Source organism: Nostoc paludosum FACHB-159, assembly GCF_014698835.1.
Lineage (GTDB): Bacteria > Cyanobacteriota > Cyanobacteriia > Cyanobacteriales > Nostocaceae > Nostoc > Nostoc paludosum.
This window is the reverse complement of sequence record NZ_JACJTU010000010.1, coordinates 78,593-94,354: the sequence shown is the minus strand read 5'-3', so window position 1 is coordinate 94,354 and position 15,762 is coordinate 78,593. Positions and strand designations below refer to the sequence as shown.

General features: G+C 40.7%; 10 protein-coding genes and 1 pseudogene. 5 read left to right on the top strand and 6 right to left on the bottom strand.

The window, feature by feature from the left end; all coding sequences use genetic code 11:
• Window positions 1-146 precede the first annotated feature (146 nt).
• Together H6H03_RS12690 and recJ are read left to right on the top strand one after the other, a co-directional pair.
• Complete coding sequence (locus H6H03_RS12690) at window positions 147-1,706, top strand: cytochrome P450 (RefSeq protein ID WP_190955459.1); 1,560 nt, start codon at window positions 147-149, stop codon at window positions 1,704-1,706.
• A 296-nt stretch (window positions 1,707-2,002) separates the two neighbouring features.
• Window positions 2,003-4,393 carry a single-stranded-DNA-specific exonuclease RecJ gene (gene recJ, locus H6H03_RS12685; RefSeq protein WP_190955458.1) on the top strand — a complete coding sequence of 797 codons (2,391 nt, stop codon included), beginning with the start codon at window positions 2,003-2,005 and terminating at the stop codon, window positions 4,391-4,393.
• Between the two features lie 208 nt (window positions 4,394-4,601).
• Here the strand turns inward: recJ and H6H03_RS12680 are convergent, their stop codons facing one another.
• A complete protein-coding gene (locus H6H03_RS12680; protein WP_190955457.1) occupies window positions 4,602-4,826 on the bottom strand; it encodes a DUF6887 family protein in 225 nt (74 codons plus the stop codon).
• Window positions 4,826-5,002, bottom strand: coding sequence for a DUF6888 family protein (locus H6H03_RS42000; protein WP_390842237.1), 177 nt, complete (start codon window positions 5,000-5,002; stop codon window positions 4,826-4,828). The genes H6H03_RS12680 and H6H03_RS42000 overlap by 1 nt, the downstream gene beginning before the upstream one ends.
• A gap of 516 nt (window positions 5,003-5,518) precedes the next feature.
• On the opposite strand from H6H03_RS42000, the pseudogene H6H03_RS12675 reads away from it, so the two are divergent.
• Window positions 5,519-5,791 (top strand): annotated as a pseudogene (locus H6H03_RS12675) (DUF4351 domain-containing protein); the annotation flags it as partial.
• An 85-nt stretch (window positions 5,792-5,876) separates the two neighbouring features.
• Here H6H03_RS12675 and H6H03_RS12670 read toward each other — a convergent pair.
• The 4 genes from H6H03_RS12670 to H6H03_RS12655 all read right to left on the bottom strand — a co-directional run bounded on the left by H6H03_RS12670 (window position 5,877) and on the right by H6H03_RS12655 (window position 14,143).
• Window positions 5,877-11,051, bottom strand: a complete 5,175-nt coding sequence (locus H6H03_RS12670) for a WD40 domain-containing protein (protein ID WP_190955455.1) — start codon at window positions 11,049-11,051, stop codon at window positions 5,877-5,879.
• Window positions 11,027-12,358, bottom strand: coding sequence for a P-loop NTPase fold protein (locus tag H6H03_RS12665; protein ID WP_190955454.1), 1,332 nt, complete (start codon window positions 12,356-12,358; stop codon window positions 11,027-11,029). The genes H6H03_RS12670 and H6H03_RS12665 overlap by 25 nt, the downstream gene beginning before the upstream one ends.
• Window positions 12,359-12,771: 413 nt before the next feature.
• Window positions 12,772-13,632: an SDR family oxidoreductase gene (locus H6H03_RS12660; RefSeq protein ID WP_190955453.1), complete on the bottom strand. Its 861-nt coding sequence runs from the start codon at window positions 13,630-13,632 to the stop codon at window positions 12,772-12,774.
• A gap of 283 nt (window positions 13,633-13,915) precedes the next feature.
• A complete protein-coding gene (locus H6H03_RS12655) occupies window positions 13,916-14,143 on the bottom strand; it encodes a hypothetical protein (protein ID WP_190955452.1) in 228 nt (75 codons plus the stop codon).
• Window positions 14,144-14,555: 412 nt separating this feature from the next.
• On the opposite strand from H6H03_RS12655, the gene tatC reads away from it, so the two are divergent.
• Complete coding sequence (tatC, locus tag H6H03_RS12650) at window positions 14,556-15,350, top strand: twin-arginine translocase subunit TatC (protein WP_190955451.1); 795 nt, start codon at window positions 14,556-14,558, stop codon at window positions 15,348-15,350.
• Between the two features lie 43 nt (window positions 15,351-15,393).
• The gene (locus H6H03_RS12645) at window positions 15,394-15,729 is read left to right on the top strand and encodes a tRNA-binding protein (protein WP_190955450.1); all 336 of its coding nucleotides are present in this window, start codon (window positions 15,394-15,396) and stop codon (window positions 15,727-15,729) included.
• The last annotated feature ends 33 nt before the right edge of the window (window positions 15,730-15,762 follow it).

Below are 15,762 nucleotides of genomic sequence, written 5' to 3'. Positions count from 1 at the left end.
CAAGTTAGGAGTTAGGAGTTAGGAGTTAAAAGTACCTATCATCTTATTAATATTACTTTCGAGAAATAAAAATAGGCTGAACTAATTGGTAAACAATAAGTTAGTATCTGGGTAATCTGAAGTTTTTGTTAGGCAAAGGCGGATTCATGTTTCAAGACATTACTGCTCAGATTGATTATTCTTCCTCATTTCCATATTTAGCGACAGTCTTAGGCGTTTCTAGCATAACGGGAACACTGGGTTGGCGTTGGTGGAAACAAAAGAATACATACAAATCCCTAGAATCACTCCCTTCTCCTCCCAAACACTGGCTGTTAGGAAATCTTCCGCAAATATTAGCAGCAGTGAAACAGAAGAAATTATTTCTGCAATTTTTTGATTGGAGTAAACAGCTAGGCTCGATGTATGTTATTTGGAATGGCAACTATCCAATTGTCATTTTAAGTAAGGCCAAAGCGATCGAAGATACTATTGTCAATGGGATGAGAGATGGTAGCTTAATTAGAGCTGAGGAAATGCGTAAAATTTGGAACGATATGAGTGGTTCCATTATGATCGGAGAAACTGGCACTGAGTGGCAGTGGCGACGCAAGGCTTGGAACCCAGAATTCAGTTCTAGCAGTCTCTCCAAATATATTGAAATTATTAACCAAGCTTGCGAACAAGTAATTGAGACAGTCAAAGAAACTGCACCGCCAAAAGAAGTTGAGGTAGATCCTCTGTTTGTAGAACTAACAATGAGAGTGATTTCCTCTCTTGTACTAGGAATTCCTGTGAATAGAAACAGTACTAGTCCTGAAGGGCCACCATTGGAAGTTATCAAGCTGTACGAAGCGATGTCTGTTTTAGGCTATCGGTTCCTACGACAAGCTGCTGGCGAGAAGATATGGATGAAATATTTGCCAAGTAAGAATTCACGAGATTATTGGGCAGCAAAGCAATATTTAGAGGAATTTCTGATTCCCCGTGTAGACTTAGCTTTACAGATGAGAGAACAAAACCAGACCGATTTACCACAAGTCAGTCCTTTGTTTAGGCAATCAATGTTAGTCAAAATCGCTGCTAAAGAACCAAAATACAATCGCCAAACATTAATAGCAGAATCTCTTGAATTATTAATAGCTGGTACTGATACAACAGCCCATACTTTATCCTTTGCAGTAGGAGAGTTGAGTTTAAATCAAAGGGTTTTTCAGCAAGCACGGGACATCGTTGACCAAGTTTGGCAAAGCAAAGGCTGTATTAATACAGAAAACCTCAGGGAATTGGCTTATATTCGCGCAATTATCAAGGAGACATTGCGCCTTTATTCAATTGCCTCAGGTTCGACTTCATTGGAGGCTCAACGCGACACTGTAATTGAGGGTCAAGTAATTCCTCGCGGTACAAGAGTATCCTGGTCAATGCTTGCTGCTGGAAGAGATCCTGAAGTTTATGCTAATCCAGAGGTATTTCTACCAGAACGTTGGTTAGACAAGAGTAAGGAAACTAGTTCACTGCCAATGATAGACTTTGGCTCAGGGCCTCATCGTTGCTTGGGAGAGCATCTATCAATGCTGGAATCAACTGTAATGCTAGCATTATTACTTCGCTACTTCGACTGGGAGTTAGTCAATGGCCGTTCTTCTCTAGAACAATTACAGCAAAACCTGTTAATTTATCCGTCCGATAAAATGCCAGTGCGCTTTCGGTTGAGAAATTGGTAGTAAAACTATTTATTAATTTATATATGTGGGTAGGCAGGAGGCAATAGGCAATAGGCAATAGGCAATAGGATTCTAGAAGATTCAGTGTACTGAGTTTTGTTCAAAAATAAAATAGGAGTTTTATATAGAAGATTAAAGGGTATAGAATTTTGTTCAAAAATCAAATACGAATCCTATATATAGCAATCCTAAGTCATGTCTGAAAAAAATCTATTGGCTATTGCCCATTGCCTATTACCCCAAGAATAATTCAAAAATTCTAAGACTTAATTTATTACTTTTCTGACTTTTTTTATATGCCAGAACAACAGTGGAATCTAGCAACAGCAGAACAACCGCCAGAGTGGTTTATTCAAGCGGTGAAACAGCATACGCCTGCATCAAATGGACTGTATGCAGCACAACTGTTGTGGCAACGGGGAATTAAAGAAAAATCACAATTATCAGCTTTTATCAACCATAAAGCTTATCAAGCAGCAAGTCCCTTTGAGTTTGGACAAGAAATACATTTGGCGATCGCCCGCTTACAAAAAGCCCGCGATGGTCATGAAAAAATTGCTATTTGGGGAGATTTTGACGCTGATGGCATCACCTCTACCGCCGTACTTTGGGATGGATTGGGAGAGTTTTTTATCCAAAATATTGAGTTAGTTTATTACATTCCCAATCGTTTAAAAGAATCTCACGGATTAAATAATCAAGGAATTGAAAATTTAGCAAAACAAGGTTGTAAATTAATAGTTACTTGTGACACGGGCAGCACCAATATTAATGAAATTATTTATGCCAAAGAATTAGGTATTGATGTCATAGTTACCGACCATCACACATTACCTGAAGAACGCCCACCAGTTACAGCAATTATTAATCCCCGATATCTGCCAAAGGAACATCAGCTATTTAATCTTTCTGGGGTGGCGGTAGCTTATAAATTGGTGGAAGCACTTTATCAAACTTTGCCGCATGTTCCCCAACATCCATTAGAGGATTTATTAGATTTAGTTGCAGTAGGATTAATTGCTGACTTGGTGCAGTTGAGTGGAGATTGTCGCTATTTAGCACAGTTGGGAATCCAACGCTTGCAAGCAGATTTTCAACAGCCACCGACAGCACGACGACGACCAGGGGTAGGGCGATTATTAGAATTGTGCCAGAAAAGTGGCGATCGCCCCACAGATATTTCCTTCGGTTTGGGGCCCAGAATCAACGCCGTTAGCCGCATCCAAGGCGATGCTAGTTTCTGCGTCGAATTATTAACTAGTCGTGATGCCAAACGTTGTAACGAATTAGCCGAAGTTACAGAACTGGCAAACACTCGCCGCAAATCCTTGCAAAAAGATGTACAAGCCCAAGTCGCACAAAAACTTACTCAATTAGATTTATCAACCACCAGCGTTATTGTCCTCGAAGATCCCCAATGGCCTGCCGGTGTCTTGGGTTTAGTCGCCGGACAAGTAGCACAAGAAACAGGACGCCCGACAATTTTGTTGAGTACTGAGGGACTGGGGACTGGGGAGGAATTTTCCCAATCCCCAGTCCCTAATCCCCAATCACTAGCCCGTGGTTCCGCCCGTTCGGTGAATTCCGTCGATTTGTATCAGTTGGTGAAAGAGCAAGCACATCTGTTGCACCGCTTTGGCGGACATCCCTTTGCAGCGGGCTTGAGTTTGCCTGTTGAGAATATTCCTTTATTTACAGCAGCGATTAATCAGCAGTTACGGCAATCTTTGGGCGGTACAACTCTCACGCCAACGGTGCAAGCAGACATAGTGGTAAGAGTTGCAGACTTGGGGAAAGAGTTATTTTTAGAATTGAAATTGCTAGAACCTTGTGGAATGGGTAACCCTGTTCCCAAATTGCTAATTCAAAACTGCTGGTTTGAAAATAGTTGGCATCGCAATCAGCAAGATTGGCGAGGAAAAAAGGTACAGTACATTAAAACCGAGTTTGAGATTCGGGATGATTCAACTAGAAGTCCCTTTCCTGGTATTTGGTGGGGACACTACAAAGATGAATTGCCCATAGGCAGGTGTGATTGTATAGTTGAACTCGACTACAATACCTTTAAAAAACGCTATGAAATTAGATTAATTGCCGTCCGCCCAAGTGAAAACTCAGCACTCACTACTCAATACTTGCCATTCATCCTCGACTTACGGAATCAGGACAACTCAGCACAAACGCGATTAATCCCGTCTCTAGCTACTTCGGCAGTAATTCTTGAACATTGTCCGACGAACTGGGATGATTTACGTGCATGGTTGCGGCGATGTTTAGCAGCAAGCAACTCAGCGTCTACGATTGATAATCAACAACAACTAGCTATTGCTTGGTCTAAACCCAACCACCAACCACCAAAAGAAATCTGGCGAACCTTGGTTGGGATTGCTAAATATCTCAGTCGTACCAATCAATTAGTCACTCGCGTACAACTTTTAGATAAACTTGGCATTAGCGATCGCACCTTATTTTTAGGAATCAAAGCTTTAAAATATTGGGGATTCACAGTTACAAGACAAGACCGCGATTTGCAAATTACCTGGAATCCCAACAGCATCTCCCAAGCCAATGCTGATGCAGCTGTTACACAGTTTTTAGCCGCCGTCAGCGAAGAACAATTTCAGCAAAATTACTTTGCAGAGGTGCCTTTATCTACCATTGTTGCCATGATTAATAGTCAGTCTTAGGACAACATCGAAAGCCCAAAGCACCCTCAATTGCGGAATATAGGTAAACTCCATTGATCAGAAGTAATACCAATTCACAATTCGCAATTCGCAATTAAATAACTTAGATGTAGCAAGGCTTTCATGGTTTACATTTGTATCAAATTTTTCGGGAAATGGTATAAGGTTTGAGAGCGATAAAAATTTTTGAGGATGCGATCGTTTAGTGTTAGACCCCCGCCTCACCATCATTGTTTGCTGCTTGCATCTGCCGCAGAATTGCCGCTTGAATTTTGGCATCAAAATCGGGATCGTCTACGGTTGTGATTACATTGTGTGGACGATTGCTAAGTCTATCTAAATATGCTCGGAGGGCCATTTTATCCTCGCGATGTCGGAGGAAGTATCGCCTTAACTCGTCGTCAGACATAGCTGCATAATTGACCTGACTCATCAGAACACCTCCCCATCTAGCGTAATTTGGAACTCAAGATTCTCAGTATTTCCAGCCAAGACATACAGGTTGCTAGTTCTGTCATCAATGCACACAAGATGTATGGGCTGAAGCATGATATATGTTAGCCAATAGCTAAGACGATATAGACCTCTGAGTTGGACAGTTGTTGGCATTCAAGGCACTCACTTAATACCCCTCATATCCTATAATACCTGTGTCTTGTAGAGCATCTAAAAAGTTGCTAACTAGGGAAAGTTGGTCAGGTGGTAGTTGAGCTAGCTGCTGTTCCATTTTTTGACATAGTTCGGGCTACGTGATCAAAACCTCGGTATTTTGATCGTCGATCCTATCATCTTCTTAATTTTAACTTGAGTTATTTATCAGACTAGAATTTTTGAGGTGCGATCGCGTCCGTAATCTGCTATAAGCGATCGCGTATCAAACGAGTCGTAGGCAATAAATCATGTTGCTATATCAATCCTAATATAATCATAAAAAATATAAAGTTTTAATATTAAAATCCCGTATAAATACGTAAGCTATTCAGTGGGGTTGCCCTTAATGAATGGTTGCAAGAAAATCCACTTTTGTTAGCAGAGATACCACCACAATTACGATCGCAAGAGTCTAACTTAGAAGTTAGCGATCGCTTGCGCCAATTATCTACTGTATTAAAGAAGTAGTATACGGAGTTTTGGGAAGAATTTAAGCAATTTGAACAGGAACGTAGTATGAGTTACATTACCACAGGCGAGCGCATTGGCTACGAACGCGGACAGCAAGAACTAGTTCTACGGCTACTACAAAAACGAGTAGGAGAGTTACCCGAAGAAGTGAAAAAGCAAGTACAGTCTCTTTCACTGCAAGAGTTAGAAGCACTTGGGGAAGCCTTGTTGGATTTTACAACAATGGATGATTTGCTCGATTGGCTACAACAACATCTCAATCAAACTGAAAATTAGTTGTTGCATTTTTTAAAGTTATCGTTTGAGTCGATGGAGTGCGATCGCTTAACTCAGGTATGATACTTATAAACATTGTTCTCCATCACCTATCAGAACACAAGGCGCGTTCGCTTTTCATCACTTTCTGATTAGTCTGCAAATAATCATGCAGTAAATCGCAACCCCGTGCCAGCAATTTATCCAGTTTGATATCTGCTAAATCTTGGAAAATCACTGTAGCGTTGGCACTTCCTACAGCTAAAGTTTTGCCATCAGGGCTGAAATTGATGCTGGTTAACTCGTCTTTATAACCTTTCAAAGCAATCAGCAACGTTCCATCGCGGTTCCAAATTCTCACTTTGTCATCGCTGGAGGCTGCTAGAGTCTTACCATCTGGACTAAAGCTGACACTGATGAAACTATCACCATCCCCACCAAGATTAGTTAGCAATTCACCTTCTCGATTCCAAATCTTCACTGTGCTATCAATACTAACTGAGGCGAGAATTTGACTATCAGGTGACCAAGCTACCCCATTTACCCGACGGCTATGACCAGCCAATGTTTGTATTAATTTACCATCTTTACTCCATAGTTTCACTGTTTTATCATCACTCGCCGATGCTAGAAATTTGCCATCAGGACTAAAACTTACCCAATTCACTGCATCTTGATGTCCCTGCAAGGTGTTAAGCAGTATACCGTTACGGCTCCAAAGCTTCACTGTTTTATCTTTACTCGCTGATGCAATTACTTGACCATCAGGCGACCAAGCTACACCCAATACTGTATCATTATGACCTTGTAATGTATGGAGCAATTCACCACCCCGACTCCACAACTTTACTGTTTTATCTTTACTAGCTGAGGCAATTATTTTACCATCAGGACTAAAATTAACGCCCCAAACTTGACTTTGATGCCCAGTGAAAGTACGGAACAATTTACCTTCTCGATTGAAAAGTTTTACGGTTTTGTCTCGACTGGCTGCGGCTAAAATGCGACCTCCAGGGCTAAAACTGATACTCGTCACCCAATCGTTGTTATCGGCTTTGGGTTTTCGCAGTAGCACATCATCCCAACGCCAAAGTTTAACGGTTTTGTCGCGACTTGCAGAAGCCAAGGTGCGACCGTCTGGGCTGAAACTAACGCTGTTGACCCAATTATTATGTCCCCTGAGGGTACCGAGCAACACACCTTCAATACTCCAAAGTTTGAGGGTTTCGTCGGTACTTGCAGAGGCGATCGTGTTACCATCGGGGCTGAAACTGACACTAGTAACTCCTGCACTATGGCCTGATAAGGTTCTCAGGAGGTTGCCTTCTAAACTCCACAATTTGATAGTCTGGTCTAAACTAGCGGAAGCTATTGTTTTACCATCAGGCGACCAAGCTACACTTAAAACTGCATCATTATGACCTGGAAAGGTTTTCAGTAACTTACCGTCTCGACTCCAAAGCTTGATGCTGTTGTCAGCACTCCCAGAAGCAATGGTTTGTCCATCGGGTGACCAAGCAACAGCTAAAACCGCACTACTATGTCCCTCTAAGGTTTTGAGTAATTTACCGTCTTGAGTCCAAAGTTTTATGGTCTTGTCTGTACTCGCCGAAGCAATAAGTTGACCATCGGGACTGAAACTCACACTATTCACCACAGCTTGATGTCCTAATAGAGTGGCTATTAGTTTGCCATCCCGATGATTCCATAGTTTCACTGTTTTATCTTGACTAGCCGAAGCAATAACTTGGCTATCGGGGCTGAAACTGATGCTATTGACTACATCTTTATGTCCTGACAAAGTTTTAACCAAGCTACCATCAAAACCCCAGATTTTAATTGTAGTGTCTGCACTGGCTGAGGCAATTAAACGGCTATGGCGGCTAAATATAACACTATTTACCCCAGATATATGCCCGTCGAAACGATTATATTCTCTTACCCCGGAAACCGCTTGATAGAGAGCCGTCAGCACTTGCTCTTTGGTATTGGAATCTACCCAGATTGTTTGTTGTAATTTTTTACCAGCTTTTATACCTTCTTTTAAAGCATCAATACCTTTTTGGGAGGCAAATAAAGCTTCGCTGGATACACTCAGAGTTTTAATCTCGCTATCTATTGCTGTAACTATGGAAACACTTAAACCAAATATCGCCAAGACAGAAGCAGTCAAAGCAATTTTCAAAGAACGATTTAATTTCGCTTCACTGAGTCTTTGTTTTTCTTGACTTTCTGCTAGTTTCGCTGTTAATTCTTTTTCTTTAAGTTCAGCTCGCAATTGCTCAATTTCTAACTGACTTAATTCTTCGCGTTTTTGTAACTCTCGCAATTCTGTTAATAAACCCAATCCCTGTTGCGGATGACTATCTATTAATTTGGTTGGCTGCTTTTTTTGGCTCAGTTCGCTTTTGAGTCGCTCAATTTCAGCTTGACTTTGTTCTACTTTTTGGCGTAGTTGGTTGAGTTGGACTTGTAAGCTTGATTCCTGTTGTTGCAAGTAGCGAATTAAGTCTACTAAATAATCGTGAATTAGTTGATAGCGTTCTGGTACGTCGGGAAAAAGAACCACTAATCCAGAGCGGACTAAAATATCTAAAATTAATTCTAGTTTGCTAGCATCTTCTAACTCTGTTAATTGTGCGGTTAATTCAGCACGAGTTTTAAAAGGTCGATTGTTGCTTTCATCTGTTAATAAATATAAAACCAGTAAAGCTGCTCGTTCATTTTCCGGGCCGCAGTCTTTGATTAGTTCTTTAATATATCGCTCAATTAGTTTGTTCGGTCTATACGGCTGATATTGTTCCAGGGTAGTAATTCGCTCATCTTGAATTTGCGCTCCCACAACTTGCAATTCTATGGGGCGTACTTCTCCAAATTCTGTTGATAAATCTGCAATTAGGGCATCGATTAAAGCAGGCTCTAAATGTAATTGAGAACGCTCTGTCAATTTTTTAATAATCGTTTTTGCATATTCTGGCGAAAAGTTATTTAATTGGTAACGGATATTTTTATCTAGAATATTGTTGTTAATTGCTTCTAGGGAGGAAAGATGTTTAAAATCTAATAAACGATGTAAATAATCTTCTCTTAAAGAAAGAATAACTTTGACAAAAGATATCTGGAGACAGTCGCTAATAAATTTATCAAATGCTTGCTTTTGATTGCGATCGCTATATCCAAAGAAAAATTCTTCAAACTGGTCAAAAATTAAAACTGTAATCAAATGATTGTCAGCATTTTTTTCTAATTGCTGTAAAATATTCACAATGGTGCTAGGCGTAAAAGACTCCGGTAAAACCTCCGGCTCAATGGCTGCTTCTCCTTTAATCTGAGACATGGCCTCACTTAAAGATTTGCCTAATTCCCTAGCCCAATCGCTATAAACTTGCAGCACCACAGGCACCGCAATTTGATCGCCAATAGCTCGATTTTGCAGTGCTGGAACTAAACCCGCTGTTACCGTGGAACTCTTACCAACTCCCGACTGACCGTGAATCACTGTTAACTTTTGGTCAGCACGACTAATTCTGCCAATTAAATCATTAATATCTCGCTCTCGACCAGAAGCGGCAATTTCTAAAGCAACACTGCTACTCCCAGCAGGTAACATTAATGCTGGGTTTGTCGCTTGTCTTTGGGGTTGCAAACGTCCTGCACCAATAAAAGCCCGAAAACCATATTGCTGTTCCACAGAACGGCGTTTTTGACGAATGTAATAAGCTTCTAAATATCGTCCTTCTTCAAAATAAAGCGATCGCAATGTCCGCAACAAGCGAATATAACGATGGGCATCATATTGATGAGCGCTGTATTCTAAAGCTTCTGGCAGTTCTTTTGCTGCCTTTTCTAAATATTCCCGCGCAACTCCTTGTTCGCCTAAATTGCGCTGTGCTTTCGCTAATATTAAATAATAAATTTGCGCCAACAATAAAGGAAATAAGCAGTTATAAGGGTCATGCTGCTTTTGCGCTTCGCCTAATTTCAGTAGTGATACATGTGCTAAAATAGTCGCCTGTAGCCAACGTGATTGCTGTACAGCCACTTGTGCTAGAAAACCGTAGTCACAAGCAAGTTGAATTTGACTACCATAAATTTGATGCAACTCCAAAGACCTTTGAGCAACAATTTGCAATTGTTCCCAGTCGTGGAGGTTTTGCAAAACTTCAGCAAGTTGACCAATAAATTCAGCAACTATATTTACACATCCAGCTATTTGTAAAATATTCAAACATTGCTGAAAATAAGATTTTGCTGCTAACCAATGACGGCGATTTTCTACTTGATTTTGCTCTGCTAAACGACAACAACATAACCCTAGATAAAACAGTAAAACTCCCTGTCTTAAAAATAGAGGAGATGGGGGAGATGGGGGAGAAGAAAATACTACCTCATCCCGCGAAGAAGAGGACGCGGGGACACGGGGACGCGGGGACGCGGAGACATTCTTACTCACCCCGTCCCCGTGTCTCCCTGTCACCGCGTCCTCTTCATTCCCCTGATCTCCCAATTTCTGCCAAATTTGTAAACTTTTCTGGAAATGATTTAAGGCTGGATTGATGCGATCGCTAACATAATTATCTAAGCCAAAAACAAATTCTAAACTCGCGTGCAATTCTGGTTCTAAGGTAATACCACGATCTTGTAATTCTCTGATGGCAAAGTGGAGTTCGTAGTTATGTTCCCAAACTTGCCCTAGAGTAGAATAATTTTCTGCAAATTTCGATGTTTGGGATTGTGCATTATTTTTGGGTAAAACTCTGGCAAACAAAGAATCAGTTTCTTGTTGGAGAAATTGCAGCAACGAACTAGTTGTCATTTCAAATTGAATCGGTGTCGCCGCCCAACTCGCAAAATCTGGTGCTAAACGTACCACTTTTTGCAAAACTTCATCATTCATCCACACAATTATCGGAAATGGATGGCGCTTGCGAAATTCATCACGAATATGATTAATCGACCTTAAGAAATCATCAAGTCCATCCACGGACTCCAAACCCAAAATCATTAACGCTGATGGCGGCTGATTTTCGGTAACTAATTGTAAATGAATAGTTGTGTAAAGACTTCTGGCATTGTGGGGTAAAACTACTTTTTGAATGTGGTATAATCCTGAAGACATTTCTTCGAGTCGCTGCAACATTTCCTCTTGCAAAACTCGATAATTGCAGGATACTAAAACTAGGGAAAATTGACCGTTAGAAAGTGCGATCGCTCTCCCTAAACTCCTCAATGCCCGCTCGTTATTTGCTCTTATATCTACTTGTGATTGTCGTTCAACCATGATTTAAATTTTTGCGTTTCTGCTAAAACCGGGTTGACGGCAAACCAAGCCCCTTCCCGATCGCGGTATTCAAATACAAATAAACTCCGCAATAGAGTGTGGTATTCAATATCACCTCTGACCCTTTGTTGTTGCACCACTTGAAAGATGAGTTCCCATTCATGGGGGTCAATGGCGTTGGCTCGGTAGTCTCGCTGTCTTCTGATCACCAATTCAACACACTCCCGCTCGAAGGGTGGATCTTGTTCCCGCAAACAATCAAACAACAACCCCAACAAGTCGCGCACATGACCACCACTAATCAAACACAACCGATCTAAGGTCTCCAAATTATCAAACACTTCTGTAATTAAGCCTAACCGATCGCTAGGTAAAATGTCGGGAAAAGCCCTCGCTAGCACCATTTGTCGCATCAATGCTAGCCCTTGGGGAAAAATTTCTCCAGAGCGCAAACGCACAGGTATCATCGGTAAAACTTTTGGTGCTACTCCTCCGCCTAAACGATGCTGAAGTTCGGCGCTATCGTTGGAGAAAGTCAAAGCTAGGGGAATAGTATAGACTATATGACAATTTAGTTTGCGTAACTGTTCGCCCCGTTGAATAAACAAGTATTCTGGTAGCGATCGCCCCGATGGTAAAGGTCGAATTGCTACTCTATCCAAATTATCAACAATTACTACCAGCCCTCTTTTTCCCCTGGTTTTAAGTTCTTGATTGGCACGTTCTAATAGTTCTTGATTTATTGACTGCAAAATATTCGCCGTTCGCGGTTCTAAATAGTCCCTTAACCGCCGCCGCAATTGGGGACTTTCTTTGGTTTTAGCTGTAATTTTGCCAATCCCCACAGATAACTCGGCTTCAACTCCCAGTTCAATTGGTGTTTGCAAAAAATCGACAATTTCGCCAAACAATTTGGTAAAATATCTAGGCTTGAGTTTAATTTTCATCGCTTCCAGGCTTTCACTTACCTGACCAGCGATCGCTAATAAAACATCAGTCACATCCACATCTGCCATTTCTAAAACGTGGGTGGACTCAAAATAAACTACATGAAATTGCTGCACTTCTAACTCAGCTTTCAAACGCAACAATTCCGTTGATTTACCGCAGCCAAGATGTCCCGTAAAAAGCTGACAAGTTGGTGAATCTGGAGAGATGCGAGTGATGGTGCGCTGTAATGCCTCAATGATTTTGCCACCCCGCACCGCTGCAAAATCGATATAATATCGGCGATCGCTTGCATCTCCTATCATTAGAGGTCTACTTGGATTGCAAGCCTGATAAAATCTTTCTAAATCTAGGAGCATAACTAATCGAGTTCATTCACGAATAGGGATGACAAAATTTATTTTTGGGAATTTATCAGTTAATTTAAGTACATCTGGCTTAAATTACTAACAAAATTAGCCGCATTTCGGTTGATTTTTCCGATATACGTTTTTTGTAGCACACTGCAATGGTGATATTTGATTTTAACTAGGCAAAAATACTACTATAAGTATAAATTGCAAAAAGTTTCAATATTAAATAAGCTACTCTTATCAATATTAAAAATATCCGACACAAAAAAAGTACTATTAAGTACAATTTTGTAGTGTTTGTGAATATATAGCAATCCTATTTGATTAGTGAGAATTCGTGGTATAGAGATCCCCGACTCTTTAAGAAACCGGGGATTTAATTTCCCTGAGATTAAATCCCAAATCCCAAATCGTATAATCTACAAACCCATTGAATATAAAATTAGGCGATCGTGGAGCTTATCGGGCAAAATATGTTTTAGCACAGCTTGGATTTTGGCATCTTGTCCAACGAGATAGCGTGTCTTTGGTTGTTTTGCAGTCAGCGCGTGGACAACAGCTTGAGCAACAATATCCGCAGAAATTCCTCTAGATGCAATCGTCTGCATTTTGTGACGTACAGTATTCATCGCCTGACCGTAAAGATTTAGTGCCGATTCTGATAAGCTATCTTGTCCGATGTCAGCTTGAGCCAGGGATTTATTCCAAATAGGCGTAGCGATGGAACCAGGTTCAATAATTGAAACTGAGATTCCCCACGGTTTTAACTCCATACGCATCACATCAGTGAGTGCTTCCAAAGCAAACTTTGAAGCATTGTAAGCACCCAAAAACGGGGTAGAACTTCTACCAGCAATCGAACCCATATTCACAATTCGACCGCGACCTTGGCGTAATAAACCAAGAAATGCTTGTGTTACTGCTAATTGTCCAGTGACATTAACATTCATCTGATGTTGAAATTCAGCGATCGGTAATAATTCTAAAGGGCCTGGGACAGCAATTCCAGCATTATTTACTAAACCTAAAATTCCAACATCACCCACTGTATTTGTTACCTTATCAACTACAGAAGCGATGGATTCAGCATCAGTAACATCTAAAAAAATTGGAATCAGCCTTGGTGAAGCTTTTTGTTGGAGTGTTTGAGCATCAATGTCTTGACGCACACCAGCAAAAACAGAAAATCCCAATTGGTCTAAAAGTAAAGCACAGGCCTGACCAATTCCTGTTGACGCTCCTGTAATCAGGACTGTACCTTGATAATTTTCTGTAACCATTAGTTTTTTTGATTATGAAACTGCTGTAATATTTCTCTGTGTGTCCTAATTGTGAATTAAGCTAATGCGCTTAGATGTTGTATTTTTTCTTGAAGACCGTCATTAATCATTAGTAAAAAATAAATGACAACCTCACAAGTTAATCTGCAACTTAAATGCATAACAGCTTAGTAAGTAGGTAGACATAATTAAATGTAAAAGGCAAAAGTTTAAAACCCCGATCAAAACTGGCTTTTCCCTTATGCCTCCTGCCTCCTGCCCCCTGCCCCCTGCCTTCTACTTATCAATCCTTGCAGATACCAGAGCGAAGACAATCTTCGGTTTGGTCATCTCTAGCCGATATATCCCACGGCAATATACCTGAGGGAGCATTTGTACTGTAAACCATCAGAGCAGCTATGTTAGAAAGCTGGTTTTTGACAATTGACACATTACTATAAACATTGCCTAGCTCAGCATTGGATAAATATATGGGCAATGCCATCAGACCAATGCAAATTGTCCGGTTCATACAACCTCAGCTAAAAATTTCTGATTACGCTAAACTTAGATGCCACCTTGATGAACCGGAGTTGAAAAACTGAGCATTGTATATTGATGTTGTGTTGAGTTACTCAGTCCTACTAGCCGCAGAGACGTGATTTACAAATTATCGGTTCCACCCTATTTTAGGTTAGGCATTGCCCACAAGATGGCTTCCTACTAACTTATGCACATCTAACCCCAAAAAACAGGACAAAAAACTCGCAGTACTCAAAAACATATCTTGGTGGCTGCGATCGCCGGATAAAATAGTTAACAATGCTGAGTAGAGAGTGCGGGAGATGCCGAGATGCCGAGATGAAGTAGAATAACTCCTAACTCCTAACTCCTAACTCCCAACTCAGCACTCAGTTGAAAATTGTTGCCTACTAACTGGACTCATGACGCCTTCACAAGACGTAGATACTGTAACCGTTCCTGATATAAATACAGAAGCAGATGGCAACTCCGAAACAGATCCTTTAGATGAGTTGCCGGGTGAAGTCGAAATGTCACTTTTCGACCACCTAGAAGAATTACGACTGCGAATTTTTTATTCGCTGATTGCTGTAGCAATAGGTATTATCGGTTGTTTCTTTGCCGTTAAGCCCATTGTCCAACTACTTGAGGTTCCAGCACAAGGAGTCAAATTTCTTCAACTTGCACCTGGAGAATATTTCTTTGTCTCCCTCAAAGTCGCAGCTTACACTGGTGTGGTACTTTCTAGTCCTTTCATTCTTTACCAAATTATCCAGTTTGTGCTTCCTGGACTGACTCGCCGCGAACGCCGCTTACTAGGGCCTGTGGTTTTAGGGTCGAGTGTTTTATTTGCAGCAGGTTTAGTATTTGCTTATTTACTTCTGATTCCCGCAGCTTTGAAATTCTTCATCAGCTATGGAGCAGATGTAGTCGAACAACTTTGGTCAATTGATAAATATTTTGAATTTGTGCTGCTACTTTTATTCAGCACTGGTTTAGCATTTCAAATTCCCATCATTCAACTATTACTCGGTAACTTGAATATTGTCTCCTCCGAGAAGATGGTTTCAGGTTGGCGTTACGTGATTATGGGAGCAGTTGTTTTAGGAGCCGTTCTCACACCTTCTACTGACCCCCTCACCCAAAGCCTTCTAGCTGGTGCAGTCCTGGGACTTTACTTTGGGGGCATTGGTTTAGTAAAGCTGACAGGAAAATAGCGATTCGCTCTACCCAATAAAAAATTAAAATCTTAACTCAGCGATGGCACAAGTTAGTTTTGAAGATTTTGACAAAGTAGAAATTAATGTTGGTAAAATCATCAAAATTGAAGAATTTCCTAAAGCTAAAAAGCCAGCTTATAAATTGTGGATAGATTTTGGCGATTTGGGCATCAAAAAATCTAGTGCCCAAATTACAAAACTTTATCAACCAACTGAATTAATCGGTAGATTAATATTAGCCGTAACTAACTTTTCACCCCGTCAAATTGCCGATTTCATCTCCGAAGTTTTAGTTTTGGGAGTAGTTCTAGATGATGGGGAAGTTGTGTTAATTCAGCCAGATAGAGATGTACCCCTCGGCAAGAGAATTTCGTAGCATATTTTAGATCATAAACTTTTTTATATTAAC